General features: G+C 34.0%; 24 protein-coding genes. 7 read left to right on the top strand and 17 right to left on the bottom strand.

Features of this window, described 5'->3' with window-relative positions; translation table 11 throughout:
* From lptE to infA, 4 genes are all read left to right on the top strand, one after another.
* A complete protein-coding gene (gene lptE, locus H3S88_RS08300) occupies positions 1-495 on the top strand; it encodes an LPS assembly lipoprotein LptE (protein ID WP_198226694.1) in 495 nt (164 codons plus the stop codon).
* An 8-nt stretch (positions 496-503) separates the two neighbouring features.
* A complete protein-coding gene (holA, locus tag H3S88_RS08295; RefSeq protein ID WP_198226692.1) occupies positions 504-1,508 on the top strand; it encodes a DNA polymerase III subunit delta in 1,005 nt (334 codons plus the stop codon).
* Complete coding sequence (gene nadD, locus H3S88_RS08290; protein WP_039126106.1) at positions 1,502-2,158, top strand: nicotinate-nucleotide adenylyltransferase; 657 nt, start codon at positions 1,502-1,504, stop codon at positions 2,156-2,158. The genes holA and nadD overlap by 7 nt, the downstream gene beginning before the upstream one ends.
* Before the next feature lie 225 nt (positions 2,159-2,383).
* Positions 2,384-2,602, top strand: a complete 219-nt coding sequence (infA, locus tag H3S88_RS08285) for a translation initiation factor IF-1 (protein WP_025315083.1) — start codon at positions 2,384-2,386, stop codon at positions 2,600-2,602.
* Positions 2,603-2,709: 107 nt separating this feature from the next.
* Here infA and H3S88_RS08280 read toward each other — a convergent pair whose 3' ends face one another.
* Complete coding sequence (locus tag H3S88_RS08280) at positions 2,710-4,176, bottom strand: amino acid permease (RefSeq protein WP_260846886.1); 1,467 nt, start codon at positions 4,174-4,176, stop codon at positions 2,710-2,712.
* Between the two features lie 186 nt (positions 4,177-4,362).
* A complete protein-coding gene (locus H3S88_RS08275; protein ID WP_039126113.1) occupies positions 4,363-4,629 on the bottom strand; it encodes a YkgJ family cysteine cluster protein in 267 nt (88 codons plus the stop codon).
* Positions 4,630-4,758: 129 nt separating this feature from the next.
* On the opposite strand from H3S88_RS08275, the gene yeiP reads away from it, so the two are divergent.
* Together yeiP and ttcA are read left to right on the top strand one after the other, a co-directional pair.
* On the top strand, positions 4,759-5,331 hold the full coding sequence (gene yeiP, locus H3S88_RS08270) for an elongation factor P-like protein YeiP (RefSeq protein WP_198226690.1): 573 nt from the start codon (positions 4,759-4,761) through the stop codon (positions 5,329-5,331).
* Positions 5,332-5,345: 14 nt separating this feature from the next.
* Complete coding sequence (ttcA, locus tag H3S88_RS08265; RefSeq protein ID WP_198226725.1) at positions 5,346-6,242, top strand: tRNA 2-thiocytidine(32) synthetase TtcA; 897 nt, start codon at positions 5,346-5,348, stop codon at positions 6,240-6,242.
* 73 nt (positions 6,243-6,315) lie between these two features.
* On the opposite strand, the gene glnE is transcribed toward ttcA, so the two are convergent.
* From glnE to rplM, 8 genes are all read right to left on the bottom strand, one after another.
* Positions 6,316-9,144 carry a bifunctional [glutamate--ammonia ligase]-adenylyl-L-tyrosine phosphorylase/[glutamate--ammonia-ligase] adenylyltransferase gene (gene glnE / locus H3S88_RS08260; RefSeq protein ID WP_198226688.1) on the bottom strand — a complete coding sequence of 943 codons (2,829 nt, stop codon included), beginning with the start codon at positions 9,142-9,144 and terminating at the stop codon, positions 6,316-6,318.
* 59 nt (positions 9,145-9,203) lie between these two features.
* Positions 9,204-10,145: an inorganic triphosphatase gene (locus H3S88_RS08255; protein ID WP_198226686.1), complete on the bottom strand. Its 942-nt coding sequence runs from the start codon at positions 10,143-10,145 to the stop codon at positions 9,204-9,206.
* Positions 10,146-10,209: 64 nt separating this feature from the next.
* Positions 10,210-11,943 (bottom strand): ABC transporter ATP-binding protein, encoded by a 1,734-nt coding sequence (locus H3S88_RS08250; RefSeq protein WP_198226684.1) that lies wholly within the window; start codon positions 11,941-11,943, stop codon positions 10,210-10,212.
* A complete protein-coding gene (locus H3S88_RS08245; protein ID WP_198226682.1) occupies positions 11,936-13,804 on the bottom strand; it encodes an ABC transporter ATP-binding protein in 1,869 nt (622 codons plus the stop codon). Before H3S88_RS08245 ends, H3S88_RS08250 begins: the two co-directional genes overlap by 8 nt.
* 211 nt (positions 13,805-14,015) lie before the next feature.
* Entirely contained in the window at positions 14,016-14,426 is a 411-nt protein-coding gene (locus tag H3S88_RS08240) for a ClpXP protease specificity-enhancing factor (protein ID WP_065737400.1), read from the bottom strand.
* A 47-nt stretch (positions 14,427-14,473) separates the two neighbouring features.
* On the bottom strand, positions 14,474-15,106 hold the full coding sequence (locus H3S88_RS08235) for a glutathione S-transferase N-terminal domain-containing protein (RefSeq protein WP_198226680.1): 633 nt from the start codon (positions 15,104-15,106) through the stop codon (positions 14,474-14,476).
* Positions 15,107-15,439: 333 nt separating this feature from the next.
* The gene (gene rpsI, locus H3S88_RS08230; protein WP_034915459.1) at positions 15,440-15,832 is read right to left on the bottom strand and encodes a 30S ribosomal protein S9; all 393 of its coding nucleotides are present in this window, start codon (positions 15,830-15,832) and stop codon (positions 15,440-15,442) included.
* Positions 15,833-15,843: 11 nt separating this feature from the next.
* Positions 15,844-16,272, bottom strand: a complete 429-nt coding sequence (gene rplM / locus H3S88_RS08225; RefSeq protein WP_034901369.1) for a 50S ribosomal protein L13 — start codon at positions 16,270-16,272, stop codon at positions 15,844-15,846.
* 274 nt (positions 16,273-16,546) lie between these two features.
* Between rplM and H3S88_RS08220 the strand changes: the two genes are divergently transcribed.
* Entirely contained in the window at positions 16,547-17,167 is a 621-nt protein-coding gene (locus tag H3S88_RS08220) for a YrbL family protein (protein ID WP_198226678.1), read from the top strand.
* Here the strand turns inward: H3S88_RS08220 and pmrB are convergent.
* From pmrB to H3S88_RS08185, 7 genes are all read right to left on the bottom strand, one after another.
* Positions 17,136-18,239, bottom strand: a complete 1,104-nt coding sequence (gene pmrB, locus H3S88_RS08215; RefSeq protein WP_198226676.1) for a two-component system sensor histidine kinase PmrB — start codon at positions 18,237-18,239, stop codon at positions 17,136-17,138. The genes H3S88_RS08220 and pmrB overlap by 32 nt on opposite strands.
* A 28-nt stretch (positions 18,240-18,267) precedes the next feature.
* Positions 18,268-18,930, bottom strand: a complete 663-nt coding sequence (gene pmrA, locus H3S88_RS08210; protein WP_039126139.1) for a two-component system response regulator PmrA — start codon at positions 18,928-18,930, stop codon at positions 18,268-18,270.
* A gap of 104 nt (positions 18,931-19,034) precedes the next feature.
* Positions 19,035-19,574 (bottom strand): phosphatase PAP2 family protein, encoded by a 540-nt coding sequence (locus H3S88_RS08205; RefSeq protein ID WP_198226674.1) that lies wholly within the window; start codon positions 19,572-19,574, stop codon positions 19,035-19,037.
* 117 nt (positions 19,575-19,691) lie between these two features.
* The gene (locus H3S88_RS08200; protein WP_198226672.1) at positions 19,692-20,375 is read right to left on the bottom strand and encodes an amino acid ABC transporter permease; all 684 of its coding nucleotides are present in this window, start codon (positions 20,373-20,375) and stop codon (positions 19,692-19,694) included.
* Between the two features lie 9 nt (positions 20,376-20,384).
* Positions 20,385-21,110, bottom strand: coding sequence for an amino acid ABC transporter permease (locus tag H3S88_RS08195; protein WP_198226670.1), 726 nt, complete (start codon positions 21,108-21,110; stop codon positions 20,385-20,387).
* 3 nt (positions 21,111-21,113) lie between these two features.
* Entirely contained in the window at positions 21,114-21,941 is an 828-nt protein-coding gene (locus H3S88_RS08190; RefSeq protein ID WP_198226668.1) for an ABC transporter substrate-binding protein, read from the bottom strand.
* Between the two features lie 468 nt (positions 21,942-22,409).
* Positions 22,410-23,477 carry a hypothetical protein gene (locus H3S88_RS08185; RefSeq protein ID WP_198226666.1) on the bottom strand — a complete coding sequence of 356 codons (1,068 nt, stop codon included), beginning with the start codon at positions 23,475-23,477 and terminating at the stop codon, positions 22,410-22,412.
* Positions 23,478-23,489: the final 12 nt, after the last annotated feature.

The following is a 23,489-nucleotide window of genomic DNA, read 5'->3' as shown; positions in this document are numbered from 1 at the left end:
ATGAAAAAATATTTAGCTTCTCTCATGTTATTAACGATATCCTTGTCTGGATGCGGATTTCATTTACAACATGAGACAGAAGTACCAACGCGATTTAAAACGATGTCTTATATGAGTTATGATCCTTATGGACGTCTTTCACGAGACATTAAAGAATTATTACACGACAATCATGTTACGTTAACCAACAATGAGGTTTCACAAAGTTATCCTGTATTAAAGGTTGTGAGAGATTCAATGGATCGTAGCACAATATCAATTTATAAAGATGGTAAAGCAGCTGAATATCAATTAGTTTTAACTGTTGAGACACAAGTCATTATCAAAAATGAAAAAATCTATCCTATCAATGTCCGTGTTTTCCGGACATTTTTCGATAATCCTTCAGCCGCGCTTGCCAAAACGACTGAACAAGATTTAATTGAAGATGAAATGTATATGGAAGCAGCAAAACAAATTATTCGTAAATTAAAATCTGTTGATGTCGTAAATTAAAAATTGATATGATTAAAATCAGTGCCGATCAAATCACCACTAAATTAGGATCGCCTTATTACCTGATAATAGGGAATGATCCTTATTTACAACATTATGCGAAAACTCAATTAAAAACTTCATTTAAACAATTAGGTTTTAATGAGCAGCTCCCGTTTAATATAGATAATCAAACCGATTGGTCAACTATCTTCGATAGTTGCCAAGAAATGAATTTATTCTCTGATAATACACTCATTTTTTTGGATTTTGGTGAAAACTCGATAAATGCCAATGTAACCACAAAACTCAATACGTTAAGTGAAATGTTAACTGCTGAGATTGTCTTAATCATCAGTTTAAATAAAATCACTAAAACCAATGAAAATGCACAATGGTATAAAACATTATCTGATAAATTAGTTGTGGTGAGTTGTAATACTCCCGATGAAGTTCAATTACCTAAGTGGCTTTCTAATCATTTGCAACAAAAACAGATGCAAATTGAACCAGAGGCAATTGAGTTACTCTGTTACTATTATGAGGGTAATTTACTCGCTTTAACCCAAATCGTTGAACAATTAAAATTACTTTTTCCAAATCAGACTATCACATATGATCAAGTCGAAAGTAATATTAATGATTCAACTATATTTACGCCTTATCATTGGATTGATGCAATGGTGTCGCACAAAACTAAGCGCGCAACACACATAATGCAACAACTAAAGATGAATGAATTTGAACCACTAATTCTATTGCGTGTTATACAACGAGAACTTATCTTACTCATCAATTTGAAAAAAGGATTATCAAACAAATCTTTTAAACAAATTTTTGACGAATATAAAATTTGGCAAAATAAAAGACCCATGTATACCTCTTATTTGAATCGCTTTGATATTAAAGATTTATTTAATACCCTTAAACGACTAACCGAGATTGAAATAAGTTTTAAACATGATAATCAATTACAAATTTGGGATGCTTTATCTGCTTTAACCATGCAATTTATGGGGTTAAATAGATGTTAACAGCGTTGTTTGGTGGTACATTTGATCCCGTACATTATGGACATATACATCCTGCTATCGCCTTAGCCAAAGAAATTGGCTTAACACAAATCAGCTTGTTGCCTAACCAAATCCCTCCACATAAACCACAGCCAGAAGCAACAACAGAACAACGTTTGGCAATGTTAAATTTGGCAGTAGAAGATTTACCTCTATTTTCGATTGATACTCGAGAAATATCATCTGAAAAATTGATGAGACCTTCCTATACAATCGAAACGTTAGAAAAGTGGCGTCAGGAAAATGGTTATCAAAAAGGACTAGCCTTTATTATGGGGCAAGATTCATTATTAAGCTTGCCTACTTGGCATAAATGGCAAACACTGCTTGATTACTGCCATTTGTTAATCTGTCGTAGGCCTGGTTATGCAGAAAAAACCGATAATATCGAGTTACAAAATTGGATAACCACACATCAAACAAAAAATATTAAAGATTTACACGATAATCCATGTGGATACATTTTTTTTGCTCATACGCCACTTGAAAATATTTCGGCGACAGAAATCAGACAAAATATCAACAATAAACAAAACTATGAAAATTTGTTACCAGCCAAAGTTTGGCATTATATTCATCAAAATGCACTTTATAACGCAAAGAAAAAGTAGAAAGGACTTTACATCTGACAGTTTTTTCGGCATTATTTTGCCGCTAAGTTTATATATTCTAAATTCAGTTTTTTTATGTTTATACGTTAATTTGCTAAATCCTATTATAAACAACCGATATGGTTACGAAAAAGTTTAGAGCTTTTTCATGCACACGTTAACAGTGTGAAATAAGACTAGCACTTTAAGTATATTTAATTTGTATTTATTATTTAAGAGGCCCCAATGGCAAAAGAAGATAACATTGAAATGCAAGGTACAATACTTGATACACTCCCAAACACGATGTTTCGTGTTGAACTTGAAAATGGTCATGTTGTTACTGCACATATTTCTGGTAAGATGCGAAAAAATTATATTCGTATTTTAACTGGTGATAAAGTGACTGTTGAAATGACGCCTTACGATCTATCCAAAGCACGTATCATATTCCGTAGTCGCTAATATCGTTATCAAAATAAATAACACAACAGATTATTTATCTCTTTCTTAATAAAAAGGCCGTCGACAGATGTCGACGGAAATTAGGAAGTTTTGGAAAATCTGGGATATTAATCAGCTTTAGAAAAATCCATCTCATCGTATTTTACCCATTTAGTCTTTTTAACTATTTTGTAGGTAAAATAAATTGCAAAGAATAATGGGATACCAATGTAAGTTGCAATCACACCATTCCAATCTATAGTATCTTGTAAGAACGCTTCATAATTTTGTCCTAACGTAATAATTAAGCATAATACAAATGCAAAAATAGGACCAAATGGGAAACAACTTGAACGATAAGGTAATTTACTGACATCGTTACCTTGAATGGTGTAACCCTTTCTAAAGCGATAATGGCTAATTGCAATACCAAGCCAAGCAATAAATCCTGTCATACCTGACATATTAAGTAACCACAAATAAACGGCCTGATCTTTATACATTGAAGTTAAAAAACAGAGCATCGCGACAAATGTGGTTGCTAACAATGCTGCTCGTGGTACACCTGATGAGGATAATTTAGCAAAGATTTTCGGCGCTTTGCCTTCTCGAGCAAGTGCATAAAGCATACGCGTTGATGCATAAAGACCCGAATTACCAGCTGATAAAACCGAAGTTAAAATAACGGCATTCATTAGTGCTGCCGCAGACAGTAGTCCTGCATGTTGAAATACCAACGTAAACGGACTAACACTTATATCCGTTTCATCATTGCGTAGTAAATTAGGATCGGTATAAGGAATAATTAAACTAATAACTAAAATTGCAAAGATATAAAATAGTAATATACGCCAAAATACTTGTCGCATAGCTCTTGGTATATTTTTTTCAGGATCCTTTGATTCACCCGCAGCAATACCGATTAATTCGGTACCTTGGAATGAAAACCCAACCACCATTGCGACTCCAATCATTGAAGAAAATCCACCCACAAAAGGTGCATCACCTACTTGCCAGTTTTGCCAACCTGCACTTTCTGCACCGCGTAAAATGCCAATTATCATCAACAAACCAACTACGATAAAGACAATAACAGTGACAACTTTAATTAATGAAAACCAAAACTCAGCTTCACCAAAACCTTTAACAGAAATATAATTTAAACAAAATATAATGCTTAAAAACAGTAAGCTCCATAACCAACTGTAAGCCCCTGCATCAATCCAATATGAGATAACGAGCTGTGCGGCAACTAAATCAACCGCAACAGTAATGGCCCAGTTATACCAGTAGTTCCAACCGATTGCGAAACCAAAAGCTTCATCGACATAACGTGCGCCATAAGTTGCGAATGTTCCTGAAACAGGTAAATAGGCGGCAAGTTCGCCAAGACTGGTCATTAAAAAGTATACCATCACACCAATAATGGCATATGACAGTAGCGCACCACCTGGACCTGCTTGAGCAACGGTTGCACCCGATGCAACAAATAGCCCTGTTCCGATTGAACCGCCGATAGCAATCATCGTTAAATGACGAGCTTTTAAATCTCGTTTTAATTTATTTTTCATAACAATGTTCTTCTGTTTATTGATATTAAATTTAATAGAAAAAACGGCTATCAATTAAGATATTTCCTAATCTGAAGATAGCGAAAATTAATTCTATAATTACTAATATTTATTACTAGATATTGAAGTGCGGTGAAGTTTATCAAAAAAACAACTTTGCGAGATAAATAATTCTAATAATCGATCTGGTTTATTAAATTTATGCAATACTCAATTGCTAGTCAACTGTTCTAATTGAGTTAAATAATGCATAGCTTGTTCTCGATTATTGCCACACATTTCAAAACAGGGTTTTAATCGACCACAAACTATCGGTCTTGATGATTTTTGAAAAAGACCACACTGATAATTATTATCCAAATGAATGCATGCAATGCCCGCAGGTTTGCCATTAGGCATACCGGGAATTGCAGATGAAATTGAGGGAGCAATACAGCAAGCGCCACAATTTTTTCGACATTCATATGAATCTGCCATAGTATTTCCTTTATTTTAAAGTTCTGCGATAAATTTTGATGGTGACAATAGCAAGTTAGCGGTAAAATAGCGAGCTAATTTTTTACCTTATCTAACCTTTATTATCATTAATTGTGAAGAATAAATATTATGGCTAAAGCAAATGAAATAAAACGTGGCGATGCGGTCACGTACAATGGAAAACTTCTTCTTGTAAAAGATATCGATGTTCAAAGCCCGAGTGCACGTGGTGCCAGTACGCTGTATAAAATGCGATTTACCGATGTAAAAAATGGTGGTAAAGTGGAAGAACGCTTCAAAGGTGACGATATTATCGAAACCATTGAGCTTTCTCGTCGTCCAGTTAGTTTTTCTTATATCGATGGTGATGAATATGTGTTTATGGACAATGAAGACTACACACCATTTATCTTCAAAAAAGAACAAATTGAAGAAGAGTTACTATTCATTCCAGAAGGCGGTATGAGTGGCATTCAGGTATTGATGGCTGATGGTGACGTGATTGCCTTAGAATTACCACAAACGGTAGATTTAGAAATTATCGAAACGTCACCAAGTATTAAAGGTGCTTCAGCAAGTGCTCGCACTAAACCCGCAACATTATCAACAGGTCTTGTTATTCAAATACCTGAATATATTGATAACAATGAAAAAATTAAAATTCATATCGCTGAACGTCGTTACATGAGCCGTGCTGAGTAATCTATAAAATTGTGATGAATACATATAATCAAAATAAACTACATAAACGATTGCGTCGCCTAACCGGCGAGGCAATTGCCGATTTTAATATGATCGAAGATGGCGATCGTATTATGGTTTGTTTATCAGGTGGTAAAGATAGTTATACCTTGCTTGATATCCTTATTAATTTGAAAATAAGCGCGCCAGTCAATTTTGAATTAGTGGCGGTAAATTTAGATCAAAAGCAACCAGGATTTCCTGAACATATCCTACCTCAATATTTAGAATCATTAGGTATCGAGTATAAGATTGTACAGGAGAATACTTATGGCATTGTGAAAGAAAAGATCCCAGAAGGTAAAACTACTTGTTCGCTTTGCTCACGCTTACGACGTGGAATTTTATACCGTACAGCAACCGAACTGGGTGCGACCAAAATAGCATTAGGGCATCATCGTGATGATATTTTAGAAACTCTGTTTTTAAATATGTTCTATGGTGGCAAGCTTAAAGCCATGCCACCCAAATTGATGAATGATTCTGGTGAACATATTATCATCCGTCCACTTGCTTATTGCAAAGAAAAGGATATTGCCAAATATGCTGAAATTAAGCAATTTCCAATTATTCCTTGTAATCTTTGTGGTTCACAACCTAACTTACAACGTCAAGTCATTAAAGAGATGCTTAATGAGTGGGATAAAAAATTCCCAGGACGCATTGAAACCATGTTCCGTGCTACCCAAAATATCACTCTGTCTCACCTGTGTGACACAAACCTTTTTGATTTTAAAGGAATCAAAAAAGGGGATGATGCCATTAATGGTGGTGATATCGCTTTTGACCGAGAAGACATTGCTCCTGCAATAGGTTTTGATGCATCAGAACTTGAAGAGCAAGACATGATTTTGTGGAAAGAAGCAAAATAACCTGTTAGTGAATTTTTGACATCCATTATCGGCTGAATAAATACCATTAACCGATAATGGTTCACCTAAACAATTACATTAACCACTTTTGCCAACTTTGTTTAACAATCTGTTTTTCTCGATAAAATTGTGAACTGTTGACCGTACTTGGTAATAGTTGCAATGCAAGTTGATGAATTTGATTACGCATATCAATATAAGCTTGAGTCAATTGTTCTGCTTCATCACTGTCCATAATTTGGTAATGAGTGGCTAGATCTAAAATTCGTACATTATCACTCCAATTTGTCATTTTAGGGTGTGAATTAGCATAATTGAGCACCAAATATTGTGATAAAAATTCGATGTCACCAATGCCTCCCTCATCAATTTTCAAGTTAAATAGTTCAGCTTGGGTCGTTCCTAAGTGATTTCGCATTTTTTCACGCATTTGCCTAACTTCGGTTTTTAATTGATTTTCATCTCGTGGTTTGCAAAGCACATCATGACGGATTTGGTTAAAACGTTTTATGAGATCATTTTCACCATATACCGCTCGAGCTCGTACCAGCGCTTGGTGTTCCCATGTCCATGCTTCATTCATTTGATAATCCGCAAAGGAATCTAAACTACACGCAAGTAAACCTGCATCACCTTGTGGACGTAATCTGACATCTACTTCATAAAGAATACCGAAACTAGTGCGAACATTAAATAAATGGATAATACGTTGCACCAAGCGTAAATAAAATTGACGACTATCAATCTGTTTGTCACCATTGGTAACACTATTTGCAGGGCAATCATGCAAAAAAACTAAATCCAGATCCGAACCGTAACCCAGCTCCCAGCCCCCCAATTTACCATAAGCGACCACGACTAATCCTTTATGATTATCAGCTAAGTGAGCGGGTTTACCATAACGTTCGACCATCTGACTCCAAGCCATTTGTACAACAAAATCAAGTAATGCTTCCGCCACATAAGTAAGGTGATCACTTACTTTCATAGTGGTTAATATATGTTCCACATCTGCCGCAGCAATGTGCAGTAATTGCATCTGCTTAAATTGGCGTAAGGCTTCTAATTGCTGTTCTTCATCGTCAACGTGAATACGTAATAAGTATTGATAAAGTTGACTTTTATACTCATTAGGTTCAATCGTTTGATAAAGTGAATTAATATCAATTAATTCATCTAATAAAATCGGATAGTGAGCCAGTTGATCACTAATCATAGGAGAGGCACTACATAGACGGATCAACTGCTTTAATGCACTCGGATATTCAAGCAATAGCTCTAAATAGGTCGTACGACTAACAATATTAACCAACAAAGGCAATATGCGTGAAAATACCATAATTGCCTGTTGTCCATTACAAATAGCATCTAATAAACGAGGCATGAGTTGATCGAGTATTTCACGCCCACGCACACCTATTGTCCGTTTGCCAATATCATTACGAAATTGGATGAGCATTTGATAAAGTTGCTTTGCATCACTATCAGAATAGTTTGGCAATACAGTTTTTATATCACTTAATTGCAAATCAGGAACCCATAATTCATCAAACAGATCATTGTATTGTTTTGTGTTTGGAACAGACTCTGAATCATCATTACCAATAAGAGCATTGAATATCAAGCGATTTTGTTGCATACGCACAGTTAATTGTTCAATAAACTCAGACCAATTGGTAAATCCCATATTGGTAGCTAAACGAATTTGATCGAGCTCTTCTTCTGGTAATGTTTGGGTTTGTTCATCATTAATGGCTTGCAGTAAATTTTCGCAGCGACGTAAAAATAAGTAGTTATTACGCAATTGAGCCACTTCATTAGTATCAAGCAATGATTCTTGTTCAATTACTTGTAAGGCGGTAAGCAGAGAACGTGTCTGTAGCCCAATGACACGGCCACCGCGAATCAGTTGAAAAACCTGTACAATGAACTCGATTTCACGAATGCCTCCAGCACCTAATTTAATATTATTTTTTAAACCACGTCGGCGTACTTCACGTTCAATCATGCTTTTCATATTACGTAAAGATTGCAAAACACTAAAATCAATGTAACGACGATAGACAAAAGGCTTAAGCATTTGGTAAAGTTCTTTGGTGAAAGAGTTTTGCTGATCGCCTAACACTTTGGCTTTTACCATAGCATAACGTTCCCAATCTCGCCCTTGTTCTTGATAATAATCTTCCATAGATGAAAAACTTAAGACTAATGGCCCACCCTCACCAAGTGGACGTAATCGCATATCAACACGATAGACAAAACCGTCTTCGGTAATACTATCAAGCGCTTTTATTAAACGTTGTCCTAAACGAGTAAAAAATACAGCATTATCCAGTTCTCGCCTGCCACCTTGCGTTTGCCCATGTTCAGGATAAGTAAAAATTAAATCAATGTCAGAGGAAAAATTCAGTTCTCCTCCCCCTAGTTTTCCCATACCCAATACGAGCAAAGGTTGAGGTTCACCTTGATGACTACACGGTGTCCCCCACTCTTTACAACTTAATTCATACAACCAATCACGTGCCGTTACAATAATGACTTCAGCGAGTTCACTTAATTGACTTAATATTTGCTCATCGCTACTAGTATAAGTTAATTGTGACCATTCAAGCCTGACTAAGATATAACGTCTAAATAATCTCAATGCTTTCATTAATACCGTTTCATCCAATACCGATGTTAAGTGTTCATTAAGCCATTGTTGATAATAACGTCTTTCATCAGCTTGTGGCGGATGATTAATAATATTTGTAAGCCACTGTGGATATCGATAAAAAGCATCTACTATAAAATCACTTTGTACCAAAATATTAAGATTATCCTGTACGAAAACGGAATTACATTGTGATAGCTGTGATGTTATTTTCTGTTTTTGTTGATTCAAAATTTCAGATTGTGACATATCCTTCTCTCGCATTAATGACGTTATCGGTTCGTGCTATTTATCATAAAATCATAACATTACTCTTTATTTAACCATGCAATTAGCTGTAGTTTTAATACTGTATTTACTGGGCTATAAGCAAAATCATAAACGGAGTGAATATTAGTCATTGCTTGTTGCCACTGTTTAAATTCAGGTTGGTGTGCAATATCATGATTAGCTAGTATTTCGTTTATTTGGATTAATAGTTGTTGATAAAAAGCTAGATCATTATTTTCAAGTGCATACTCTTCGTTTTGTTGCCAAAAATTTAATAAGCTTGATAAATCATGTTTAAATTGCACGCTAAAAGGAGCGCGATTAACAGGCGCGTTTTTTAATAATCGATAACCGCGTGAAGCCTTACTTTGAGAAAAGAGATGTAGGTTAAATCTACTTAATTCAATAGCAAAATTGATTAAATCATGTTTATTACCTTGTTTTATTTCTAACTCAACTTCTTGTATCGATTTTGATTCTCCATTAGCAATGATTTCACCTTGATCTAAAGCGACTTCTATTTCGCTATTGGCAAATGAAATTAACCATGTTTGCCGATCAAAATGTGTTGTAAATAGTGGACGCAGCATTTTTTGTAAATTTTCGATATTACAATCTTTAGGAAAAGCATCGCTTGGGAGCAAAGTTAAATCAAGATAGTTGTCTGGTAAGCTAGCATTATATTCAGATCGTTCATGTAAACCTGCAACGGCTTTGTTACCATGCTTTACGGTAATCTCAAATTGTTTACTGAGCTTGTCTTGTGTTCCCCTAATCCGTAAACCACACCCATTAGAACGTAAATAGTAATCTTGAGTATCATAATAGGTATTAAAAAGTTTAAGTTCGTGAATATTATTTTGAATTTTTGAAGAGGATTCAAATTCAGCTTGATCACAACTTACCCATTGATTTAAAAAATTTTTTAAATCATGAATATCTTTAGTTGCAATTTCAAATTTTAATTCGATTTCTTTCATTATGTTCAGGTAAATCAGTTAATTTTTTATATCATATACCGATTTACCTAAGAAATACACTTAATCAATTACTGACAGAAAACTCTTGTTTTTGCAGAGAATAAAGTCTGGCAAATAAACCATTGTTATCGATTAATTGTTGGTAGCTACCCTGTTCAACAATACGGCCTTTATCTAATACAATAATTTGATCGGCCGTGATAATTGTTTTTAAACGATGGGCAATTACAATCACAGTTCGATCTTTAACTAATTCTGAAATGGCTTGTTGTATATAAACTTCATTTTCAGGATCAAGCGATGCAGTTGCTTCATCCAGCAGTACAATCGGAGCATTCTTTAATAATGCTCTTGCTATCGATATTCGCTGTCTTTCGCCACCCGATAGCTTACTGCCATTTTCACCAATTAAAGTATCCCAACCATGAGGTAAACGAGCAATTAACTCATCACATCGAGCTTTTTTGGCTGCAAGTTTAACCTCTTCATCGCTCGCATCATGTCGACCGATACGAATATTATTTAAAATGGTATCATCGAATAAAATAACATTTTGAAATACAAACGACACACTGCGCATCAACGTCTCCGGATCGATGGTTCTAATATCATTACCGTCAATACTAATCACGCCTTTATTGACATCCCAAAAACGAGCAATTAATTGTAATAACGTGCTTTTACCGCTTCCTGAAGGCCCTACTAACGCAGTCATTTTGTTTGACGGAATAACACAACTCAGATCATTAATAACAGTTTTTTGCTTATATGAAAAATTAATGTGATCTATGGTAACACTAAAATTTTTCAACAAAACATCATCTCGACCTTCCATTATTGGTTCTGTTTGTAAACTTTTCATCCGTTCAATAGATGTCAGCATATAAAAAAGCTCAGGTAATAGCGTTAATACAGAAATTAAAGGGCTGTATATGCGTGAACCAATAACGATAAAGGCTAAAAATGTTATCGGATCTAAACTACCAATAACGATCAACTTCACACCGACTAAAACAACTATGCCCAAACCTACCTGCAAAATCAAAGTAGATAACGCGACAAAAATTCCACTTACACCTTCAAATTTGATCGATGCCCACATCATATTTTTAAGTGCTCTATCCAGTGTTTTAAATTTTTCACCACTAATACCAAAGCCTTTGATGATTTTAATTCCATCAAGATATTCTTGAACCTCATTTGAGACAGCTAATTTACTTTGTACCTGTTTTTCGCCTAATTTTTTTTCAAAACCTTTACCGATAAGCATAATTAAAAATGCAATAGGTAAAGTACAAAAGATAGCACTTGCCATTCTCCAATCATAAAAAGCTAATAGGACACAAGTAATAACACTACTACATGAATAACCAATTAGTTGAGGAACTACATGACTCAACATGTTCTCAATTGTTGCACAATCACCCATGATATTGGTTGTTAGCTCGGATAAATCTTTACGATTAAAAAAACTAAGTGGAAGTTTTCTAATTTTCTCTGCCACTTCAATGCGAGTATTTGCTGCCTGTCCAAAAGCATTTGCATAAGTTTTTTTATATTCCCTTTGATAACAAAATAAAAAAAGTAAACTAGATAATATGCCTAACCCTATCATTAACCATAAATAACTCTTATTTACTGCTAAATGACTTGTTAACGGGGTAATTAACGAGACAATGACTTGCAATAGAATAATAAACGGTAACATCAATGTAAGATTTGAGATCGTACATGCAATGATAGCTTGTCTTAAATTTTCACTTCCTGTATCGGATAACATCAATAATCGCTTAAACATTTTCTGACCCCTGCTGATAACTTATTTGCTCATCATTATTTGACTTACTCCTATCAGAATGATGCATTTGCCAATCTAATGTTTGCTGATAATATTGCCACATCTTGTAGTAGGTTCCCTTATTTGAAAATAGTTGTTCATGTGTTCCTGACTCAGCAATATTCCCTTTATCTAATACGATGATCTTATTAGCATCTCTTATTGTTGAGAGACGGTGAGCTATCATAATGACCGTTTTATTTTTCATTAATGCTTTCATTGCTAATTGAATTTTGCTCTCATTTTCAGGATCGGCAAATGAAGTGGCTTCATCAAGGATTAAAATTGGAGAATTTTTTAATAGTGCACGAGCGATAGCCAGTCGTTGCATTTCACCCCCAGAAAGATGTATACCATCTGATCCAATAATTGAATCATAACCATTTGGTAATTTTTCAATGAATTCATGGCATTGAGCAGTTTTAGCAACCGCAATAACTTCATTAATTGTTGCGTCAGGTTTACCGATCCGAATGTTGTTTATTACACTTTGCTTGAATAAAAACACATCTTGAAAAACAAAACTTACTAAAGATAATAAATAATCACTAGTCATCTGTTTTAAATCAACATGACCAATTGTAATAAGACCCTCATCTGGGTCATAAAATCGTGGAATGAGTAAGGATATGGTACTTTTGCCACTGCCTGATAAACCGACTAAAGCCGTTATTTCACCTTGTTTAGCAGTAAATGAAATATGGTTAAGCGCGTTATTACTTTCGGTTGGATTTGATACCTGTTCATCATGATAAGAAAAACACACATTATCAAATTGAATATCGTAGCTTGCAACTTTCAGCCCCTCTTTGGGTTCGCTAAGAGGAGGAACATTTAATACCTCATCCATATTTTGGACGCTTTTAACTGTTTTTTGAAATCCTTGAGTGACATATATCAATTTGAAAAATGGTGCAGGTAATCCTAAAGAAAAAATCAAATAAAAAATGGCTGACAAAATGAAATTAGCGTAATTATCCGTATCACTGATCAAAAAGATAACAACTGGAACAATAAAGAGATAAATACTATTTAATAACAATATAAAAAATGCCATGTGGTATTTAAAACAATATATAAATTTTAAACAATAAAATTGATAAGCTTTAATCGCGTCATTAAATCGTTTAAATGAAAAAAATGTCTGATTGAAAGCCTTTATAACGGTAATACCTCTTATATATTCAACTGAAGCATGACTCATTTCAATCAATTTTTTTTGCAACTCTTGTTGATTGGTTTTGATATCCTTACGTCGATAGCCACTAATTAATACGATATAGGCAAGGATAATTGGTACTAACGTTGCTAAACCTAATCGCCAATCGAAAACGGCTAGAATCACCAAAATAACCACAGGAGAAGCAAAGGATCCAATCATATCGGGCAATTGATGAGCAATAAATTGTTCAATTTTTTCGATATCGTCATCCACGATTTTTCTAAGCTCGCCACTAGAATGGTTTGTATGAAAGCCTAAAGGTAAACAGGATAAATAACGAATAAAGTTGTATTTAAGATTATAAAGTGTTTTAAATGCAACAATATGTGATAAGCATAACGCTAGGAAATTAAAAACAATCGCTAATGCAGCAGCCATAAATGCCAGCCAGCCATAACTAATAATTAATTCGCTATTTAATTCTGTTTGATGACTGATGCTCACTATAATTTCACAAACAATGAAATAGATGGCAATGAATGGTACAAATGAAGTGATGACACTAAAAATAGAGAATAAACAGGAAAAAATCATTAAAGTTTTATAAGTAAATGCTAATTTCCACAAGCGAGAACTTGGATTGATATCAGTTGAATTCATGACATAACACGCACGCATTTTGATGTTAATAATAATCATTATCAATTATAAGAAATTAAAATGATAATAAGTTTTATCTCTTCATTTGATAAATGATAACTATTAATATTTTAAATTGCATTGATTTATTATGTTACTTATTGCCCGTTAGTTAAGCGGGCGTTAATAGACATTGAGATTTAAATCTGGAAAATAATTTTGTTATTAAAAATTATTTTACCACTCTAAATGGATTGGCCTTTTTTGCAGGAGGTGTTTCGGATTGATTATTTTGTTTTTCTTGTAACGCTCGATATTGAGGTTCATCCTCAAATCCCATCCCTACTCCATTTTCACGAGCATAGATAGCTTCAACCGCAGCCATAGGAACAACAATATGTTGTGGCACACCAGAAAAACGGGCATTAAACTCAATTTGCTCATTATTTGATACATATTGACCTACAGATTGTGGTGCAATATTTAGCACTATCTGATTATTCTGTACAAACTCTTGTGGAACCAATACTCCATAGACAGAAGTATTCACCACAATATAGGGCGTTAAATCATTATCCAGAATCCAATCATAAAAAGCCCTAAATAAATAAGGCCGACGTGGAGTCATTTGCTCAAGTTCCATAAAAATACCTTGTATAAAAAATAGTGCAAATCAGATAAAATTATTTATTATGCTCTCATCTTTCTTTCATCGTCAGTAAGAGACTGAATAAAAGCAGGACGTTCAAAAATGCGTGCCATATAATTTAAATAATTTTTCTCAGCAACTTTTGGTAATTCAATATTAAGCATTGGTAAACGCCATAATAATGGAGCAAAATAACAATCACATAAAGTGAAATCATCACTCATAAAATAATCTTTTTCTTTAAAAATAACTGAGATTGAAACAAGATCATCCAATAAATTTTTTCGGGCTGTTTTAGCTGCATTGCTATTAGGATCGGCAATAATTGTTTCGTAAGCGGCATACCACTCTTTTTTGATACGATACATCGTTAAACGTGCATTTGCTCGAAGAATAGGATAAACAGGCATTAAAGGAGGATGTGGGAATCGTTCATCTAGATATTCTAATGCGATATGAGGCTCGTATAAAGTAAGATCGCGATCAATTAAAGTTGGGATATTAGCGTATGGATTAAGATCCAATAATTCTTGAGGTAAATCATCTGCGGTTACAAACTCGATTTCAGCAGTCACACCTTTTTCTGCCAATACAAAACGAATCTGATGGCCGTAAATATCTGTTGTATCACAAAATAGTGTCATAACAGAACGTTTATTAACAGCAACAACCATGTTCACTCCCAATAAGCAAAGTTAAAATAAGTTAGTTAAGTCACTATTCTAACAAATTGGATAACAAATTTGTTAAAAAAATGCATTTTATTACTATCTTTCTTGTATTGAAAAATTTTTTGACAAGAAGTTTAAGGTTAGCTATACGTTTTAGTAAAAATAATCGTTCTTATGAGTAGCAATAATTAAATTAAAAATCTGAATGTTATATTACAAAAAAGCTAAGTTACACTTAGTCAATCATCTTAATGACTATTTTAGATAAACAATAATTTGACATAAAAAAACCCAGCTTTTGGCTGGGTTTTGAAAACAATTTTGTAACGTATGCAATTAACGTTTGCTGAATTGTGGACGACGACGTGCTTTGCGTAGACCCACTTTTTTACGTTCAACTTGACGAGCATCACGAGTAACAAAGCCTGCTTGACGTAATGCAGAACGTAATGTTTCATCATATTCCATTAATGCACGAGTAATACCGTGACGAATTGCACCAGCTTGACCTGAAATACCGCCACCTTTAACAGTGATGTATAGATCAAGTTTGTCAGTCATTTCAACTAACTCTAAAGGTTGCATAACAACCATACGAGCAGTATCACGACCAAAGTATTGCTCTAATGAACGTTTATTAATAACGATATTTCCACTACCTGGTTTAATAAACACGCGAGCAGCAGAACTTTTGCGGCGACCTGTGCCGTAATATTGATTATCAGCCATCTTCTATCCCCTTAAATATCTAATACTTGCGGTTGTTGTGCCGCATGATTGTGCTCACTACCAGCATAAACTTTTAGTTTACGGTACATTGCACGACCAAGAGGACCTTTCGGTAACATGCCTTTTACAGCAATTTCGATGACTTGTTCAGGATGACGTTCAATCATTTCTTTAAAAGTCGCTTCTTTAAGTCCACCGATGTAGCCAGTATGGCGATAATAAATCTTATCAGTGCGTTTTTTGCCTGTTACAGCAACTTTTTCTGCATTGATAACAATGATATAGTCACCTGTATCAACATGTGGTGTGTATTCTGCTTTGTGTTTACCACGCAAACGGCTTGCGATTTCAGTAGCTAAACGACCTAACGTTTTACCTGCTGCATCAACAACATACCAGTCGCGTTTAACTGTTTCTGGTTTAGCTGAAAAAGTACTCATTCGTAATTATCCAATTTTTAATTAATCTCACGTTAATAAATCATTTGATTTATTTACACTTTTTGATTGTTGCTATTAACTAACTAACCCCTTCGAGTTGTTACATTAACTTTGACAACCGAAAACAACGTTGGGAAAAACGTTGTTGTAACGTGGGTGCCGATATTATACAGAAATAATATAAAAGCGCTAGTTTAAAAATAAAAAATCATGGCGATAATAAAGTCTTGCTGTTACACTTAAAGTCAAGCCCACATAATAGAAAATTTATATCATGAATACGACAATTACACTTTCCGAAAAAGATTATATAAGTCGCGGATTACACCGCAAATGTTATCATCACCCAGAGGATGCGAATAAATGCATTAAAGTCAACTATAATGATGGGGCAGAAGAAGAAACCAACCGCGAGATTGCCTATTATAAACATCTTATTAAACGTAATGTATCATTTGATGCATTAGCTAAATATTATGGATCAGTTTCAACTAATTATGGTAATGGTCATATCTTTGAACTGATTCGAGATTATAATGGTGAAACCGCAATTCCACTGGAAAAATACCTTGCTAATAAATCGTTAACCGAAAAATATTTTGATCAATTAGTCACGGGGCTCAAAGAGTTAAAATCAGCATTATTAAAAGATCGTATCATTACCATGACTATCAAAAGTAAAAATATCTTATTTCAACATTTAAGCGATACTAACAGCCGTTTAGTGATTATCGACAACATTGGTAATTCAACTTTTATTCCAATTGCGAATTACATTCCTTGTTTTGCAAAATCTAAAATTGAACGAACTTGGCAGCGCTTTTTAAAGTCTATTGTTAAAGAAAATAGTCATAATCCTTTGCTTACTCGTTTAATTGACGTGTTGAATCAGTAAGTTGCAATTGTGCAATTGCACCTTTCGCATCGCCAGATCGATTTTTTAACATAAATAAACCCTGATGTAACTTTGCAATACGATTAACAATACTTAAACCAAGCCCAATGCCGTCATGTTTGCGATCCATCCGGAAAAAGGCTTGAGTGAGTTTTTCGCTTTTTGATTCGTCAATGCCTGCACCCTCATCCTCCACACTTATAAAGATATCTTTTTTATCCTTATAACAACTTACTACTATTTTGGTCTGTTTTGGGCTATAGCGATGACTATTTTCGACTAAATTACGCAACAGTAATCTTATTAAAGTGACATCACCATTAAACGAAAGTTTTGTATCAGGTATATTCCATTCAATAGATTGAAATTTTTGTTTAGTTAATTCCGTTAATTCATCAGATAAAGGGATCATAATATCATCATAGAAATTAATCTTTTGATATTGCCCAACTGTAAATTTTTGGCTTGCACGCGCTAACATCAATAATTGCTCAACCGTGTTAACTAAACGATCAATTCTGTCAATTAATTCAGTACAATCAATATTGTTTTTAGTTTCTAATAATTCTAAATGTAAACGTATACCAGCAAGCGGCGTTCGCATTTCATGCGCAACATCGGCAGTAAAAAGCCGTTCTTGTGCCAAAGTTGTACTAAGACGAATAAACAGATTATTCAATACTGAAGTAATGGATTTAATTTCGCGCATATTACTAATCGGTGCAATAGGTTTTAAATTCTCTTCAGTACGTTGATTAAGATCTTTTTCCAAAATTTCTAGCGGTTTAGTAATCCATTTGATGGCTTTATAGGCTAAAAATAATGTCACCAGCATCATGGTAAAAGCAGAACAAAACAGTGCAAAAATAGCTTCAAGTTCTTCATGCTCAACCACTTCATCAATTTTATTTTGACTCAGTGTTAAATTAACCAATACATCAATTTGTTCTTTACTTTCATGCCATAACCAAAAAACGGTAATAGTTTGGCAAATGAGCATAATTGCGCCTAAAGTAAAAAAAAGATTCCAACGAATACTGTGACGAATATCACTAAAAGATTTTGCGATCATAATAAATTTATATAGTTAGTAGTATTAATTAACAATCAATGTTAAGTTGATAGCCATAGCCACGAACAGTTCGAATACAATTTTTTCCGAGTTTATTGCGTAATCCATGAATGTAAACTTCTAGGACGTTTGAGCTTGGATCACTTTGCCAATCGTAGAGATCGTTTTGCAGTAAATCACGATGCACTTTTTCACCTGCTTTTAACATCAATCGGGATAAAACGATAAACTCTTTTGGCGTTAATACTATTTCTTGATTATTGACAGTTACTTTTTGCTGTTTGATATCAATAGTAATAGGTCCATAGCTAATCAGATTATCAGCGGTACCTTGATTACGACGAATTAATGCCCGCACTCTGGCTAACAATTCTGTTAAAGCAAAAGGTTTTATTAAATAGTCATCAGCACCTAAATCTAAACCCTCTACTCTATCCTCAACGGTATCACGTGCGGTAAGAATAAGAACAGGCGCATCAATTTGCTTTTTTCGCCAGCGTGTCAGTAATTCTAAGCCATCACAATCAGGCAAACCTAAATCAAGAATAATCAGACTAAATTGCCCAAATTGGATATACTGTTCGGCCTGCTTACCTGTTGATGCTAGCTCACACACATAACCATTGGAGGTAATACCATCATACAGACCTTTTTGTAGTAAGCTATCATCTTCAACAATAAGTATTTTCATTATCATTTACTCTAATCGGTATTTTATAATAAAGTCGATAGGTGATGACTTATTATATGTTTGTCTTTGCTACACAGCGCAGTTAATTACAATCCATAAGATAACTATCGATTAATCAATTTACTTATACTCATCCAACATTTTTTAACTATCAATGAGGATATAATGCTTACGATAAATCCAATAAAAATATCTAATGGCCAATGAACTCCCAGATAGATACGGCTCCAACTAACTAATAATGCAACTATCAACAATACGTATAAGATTGTTTTAGTTCTCTGTGCTTTATTAAAAAAGGCAGTAAAAAATAAAGTCCATACAAAAACCGCATGTTGGCTTGGTAACGAGCTTGTTTTATCATGAAACAAATAATTTGTTCCAACATCTATTGTAAATGGCCGTGGAGAATAAAATAGATGACGAATAATAAAAGTAATCAATAATGCGATACATAAACCTATCACCATTTTTAACATGAGTTGCCGATAAATAGGATAAATAAACCAACAAATACTCATAACAATAATTGGGACATAAACCAAATATTTTGCACAAAAAATAGCAAAGCTAATAAATGATTTCGATGCTTGCTCTGACGCATTAATTAATAGAAAAATTTGAGTATTTAAATCATGCCACATTGAACAATTACCAGATTAATTAAAATTATTAACAATTTAACGCTTAAACCTTAAAAGAACCTTAATAATATAATCAATTAATAAACAAATTTATCAAACAAAATCATAGATGCTCGATTATTTTGTACTAAACCAACATTTTTTTGCAAAAAACGATACAACAATATCCAGAGATAAACAAATGATAAAATAAACAACGATAACAAATAAAAATATTTCGGTCGGATAAACCATACTACGATTATTAATTTGCGTGGCAATAAAGGTAAATTCAGCGACACCAACAACATAAGCCAAGGAGGTATCTTTAATCAACGATACCCATTGATTAACAAACGATGGCATCATCATTTTTAGAGCTTGCGGTAAAATAATGTAGATAATGACTTGAGTTTTAGATAATCCTAGTGAAAATGCAGCTTGCCATTGATCTTTCGATACAGCAATCATCCCTGCATGTACTGAGTGCCCAATATAGGCAGCACCAATAACAGATAATGCAAAAACTACCGTTGTAATTGCAGGCACGTCTACATTTAGTAACACAGGCAATAAAAAGTAAGTCCAAAATATGAGCATGATCACTGGAATAGCTCTTAAAAAGCCTAGCACACCAATAAATAAGGAACGAACAAGCCCTTTACTAACCGTTAAGCCAACACCAGCTAAGATCCCCATAAAAGATGAAAATACAATTGCTGCTAAACTCATTAATAATGTTAAAAATATCCCACCCGGAAAGTTACCCCACATCATATAACTTAGGTTATTATAGATAACTTCTAGACCTTTAAATTCCATAATAAGTAATTACATCCTACCCGTAGGGAATCGTTTGGTTTGATAAATATTGCCTAACGTGCCAATAATTACAATAGCCAAAATATATAAAAACGTTGCAACAGCAAAATCTTGAAAAGTTTTTAATGATTCGGTTTCAACTTGCCTTGAAACATAAGATAGCTCTAACACCCCTATGGCCATCGTTAACGATGAATTTTTAACGATATTCATGTATTGACCAATAAGAGGCGTAAAGGCAATACAAAAGCTCTGAGGTAAAATAATAAAACGCATACTTTGCCACCAAGTTAATCCTAATGCCAATGATGCTTGTTGTTGCCCTATACTCACACCAGCAATCCCTGCTCTAAATTCTTCGGCAATAAAAGCACTGGAATAACAAGTCAATCCAATAAAACCAATGATAAATTCGAATGATGGCATTTTCAGTGTCAAAAACCATAATTGAATTTGTGGCTCGTCAAATAGCCAAATTTTAAATTCATCGGGTAATAAGTTACCAATACCAAAATACCAAAAAAACAGTTGTGGCAATAATGGAGAATAACGAAAAATTGCGTTATACCCTACCACCATACTTTTAATCAATTTGATCCCACTTTGCTGAGCAATAACCAATAAAAAACCTAAAAACGTAGAAAAAATGATAGTAAGTAGTGAGATAGCTAAGGTTACTAAAAAACCATCCCATAACCACCATAAATAGCGGACTTCAAGTAATTGCTCTAACATAATTTATTGAGCCGACCCTATTTTAAAAACACCGCGGGGCATTGCAGATTTAGTGTTAGGACCGAACCAACGATTATAAATCGTCAATGCTTCACCATTGGTTTCGAGTTTTAATAATATTTGGTTCACTTTGTCTATTAAGCGTGTTTCTCCTTTAGGGATACCAACCGCTTGATATTCTTGTGTGATACTAAAGGGTGAAATTTCGAAGTTTTCATGCTGTTCTTCTGGTACATTGGCGAGTAAGCCAATTAATTTAGCATCATCTTGAGTAATCGCTTGCACCACACCATTACGTAATGCAGCAAACGCAAATGGCGTATCATCATAAGAGATCACTTTTGCAGTTGGATACTTTTCACGAAGCGTAATTTCCATCACGGTACCCTTGTCAGCGCCGATCCGCAAATTTTTCAGATCATCGGCTGTTTTAAGTACGCCCTTTTTAGCAATAAATTTTTGACCGGTAGCAAAATACGGCAAACTGAAATCGACTGTTTTTGCTCTTTCATCGGTAACCGTAAAGTTTGCCACAATTAAATCCGCTTTTTTTGAGGTTAATAATGGAATACGATTCGCAGGATTAGTTGGTACTAATTCAACTTTGACATTTAATTCTTTGGCAATTGCATTGGCATAATCTACATCAAGACCTACAATTTTATTGGTTGTTTCGTCAATAAAACCAAAAGGTGGGTTGCTATCAAATACAGCTATTTTAATTTCGCCCCGTTTTTCGATATCATCTAAACGATCGGCAAAAGCAGAATTGGTGCTTAATAATGTGCCGAGAAAAGCAATCGTTATTAGCGATTTAGTAAGAAATTTCATTCAAAACCTCATTAAAAGTTATATTAGGTACCGCTAAAGTCTATCAACAAAAAAATGAAATAAATAAATAATAAATCATTACATAGTTATAACTAAAAGTTATATTAAGAGAATTGAACTTGCTTTATAAGATTGTTACGGCCTAGAGAATACACTCTTTTCAGTAACACATTAAAAATGATAATAATCAGACCTTGCATTAAAAAAATCTGGTCTTTAAAAAATTAACGATTAAAAAAACATATTGTTGAAATCAACAGATGTATTGGTAAGAGCGAATCCCCACCCATTTCAATAATATTGCTGGAATATGGTTAGAGATTGAGATTCAAATTGATAAGGTTGTACGCGATCAAAAGGAACGAATTTACGCATGACTACACTATATTATTTCACACTAACCATGTATCCATAATATAGTATAAAATGTGGATTAATATAGCGAGTTAGGCTCAGTGAACAAACACATTAATGATGTTTAAATTCAAGATATTTTCTTAATCCTGGCGGCACAGATTGCAATAAGTAAATGTTTATTGCTTTTTCGTGACGTTGCCAAAAAATACCCGCCACAATAATAGATAAACCTATTATTGTTAAGGCAAAAGGAAACAGTAGGCTGTCTTCAAACACGTGATAGGATAAATAACTTAAATATCCCGTTATTCCTAAACCGCCAAAAATAACAAAAACTCTTCTAACGATTATTACCCCTATTAGTATCATGAGTAAATTAACACAGAAATAGAAAAATTTATTTAACTCACTGTCTGATTCCATTGAACTTAATGCGCCCCAAAAAGTGAGAACGCCAAATAAATAGATCCAAAATGACAAATCTTTATCACTTTTATTCTTTATATCAATAAGAAAGGCCACCACAACAACCAATAATCCAAACCATAGCGATACTTGTTGACGCACATTAAAATAATCCGAATAATTAACATCGTTTTTTGTTGCATAACCCAATAAATGAACTAAATAAGGTGTAAGATCCATACTCATATACCAGAGTGTAAATGCTAGTGGCATAAATAAAAAAGAAGATCGATATCGAAGAATTAGACAAACAGCAACCAATACTGTCGCTAACTCCATAAATAACCACCGAAAGTCAATATATCGATGATAATCTCTGTAATCATAATGGTTATCCCAAACGCCTATAGCATTTTCAAGTCCATAAACCCCTAAAGGCGTTAATACAATCACTAACGTTGTTAATATATTCGCTGGAATGATCAGATGATAACGTTTTAATAAAAATTGTGCAGTGCAAAGTGCAGTGATGGCATAAATCGCACTAATACACAATAAACCAATACCGCCTAAATGCTCCCAACCTAAAGTCATAAATAGTGACATCGCACCTATCGCAATCAAACCTCCTAGATAATACAATATATGCGTAAATTGAAAGCTAGGCAGATGTTTATTCTGTTCTTGGAAAAACAGCCATAATTGTTCTGCCTGCTGATGAGTCAATAATTTTTGTTCCACTGCACTCGTTAATTGTTTATAGGTAATTTTCATAAGTTTTATAAC

This window comes from Gilliamella sp. B14448G11 (genome assembly GCF_016101765.1).
GTDB lineage: Bacteria > Pseudomonadota > Gammaproteobacteria > Enterobacterales > Orbaceae > Gilliamella > Gilliamella apicola_N.
Note: the sequence above shows the minus strand (reverse complement) of the source record. Positions and strands in the feature narration are given on the sequence as shown.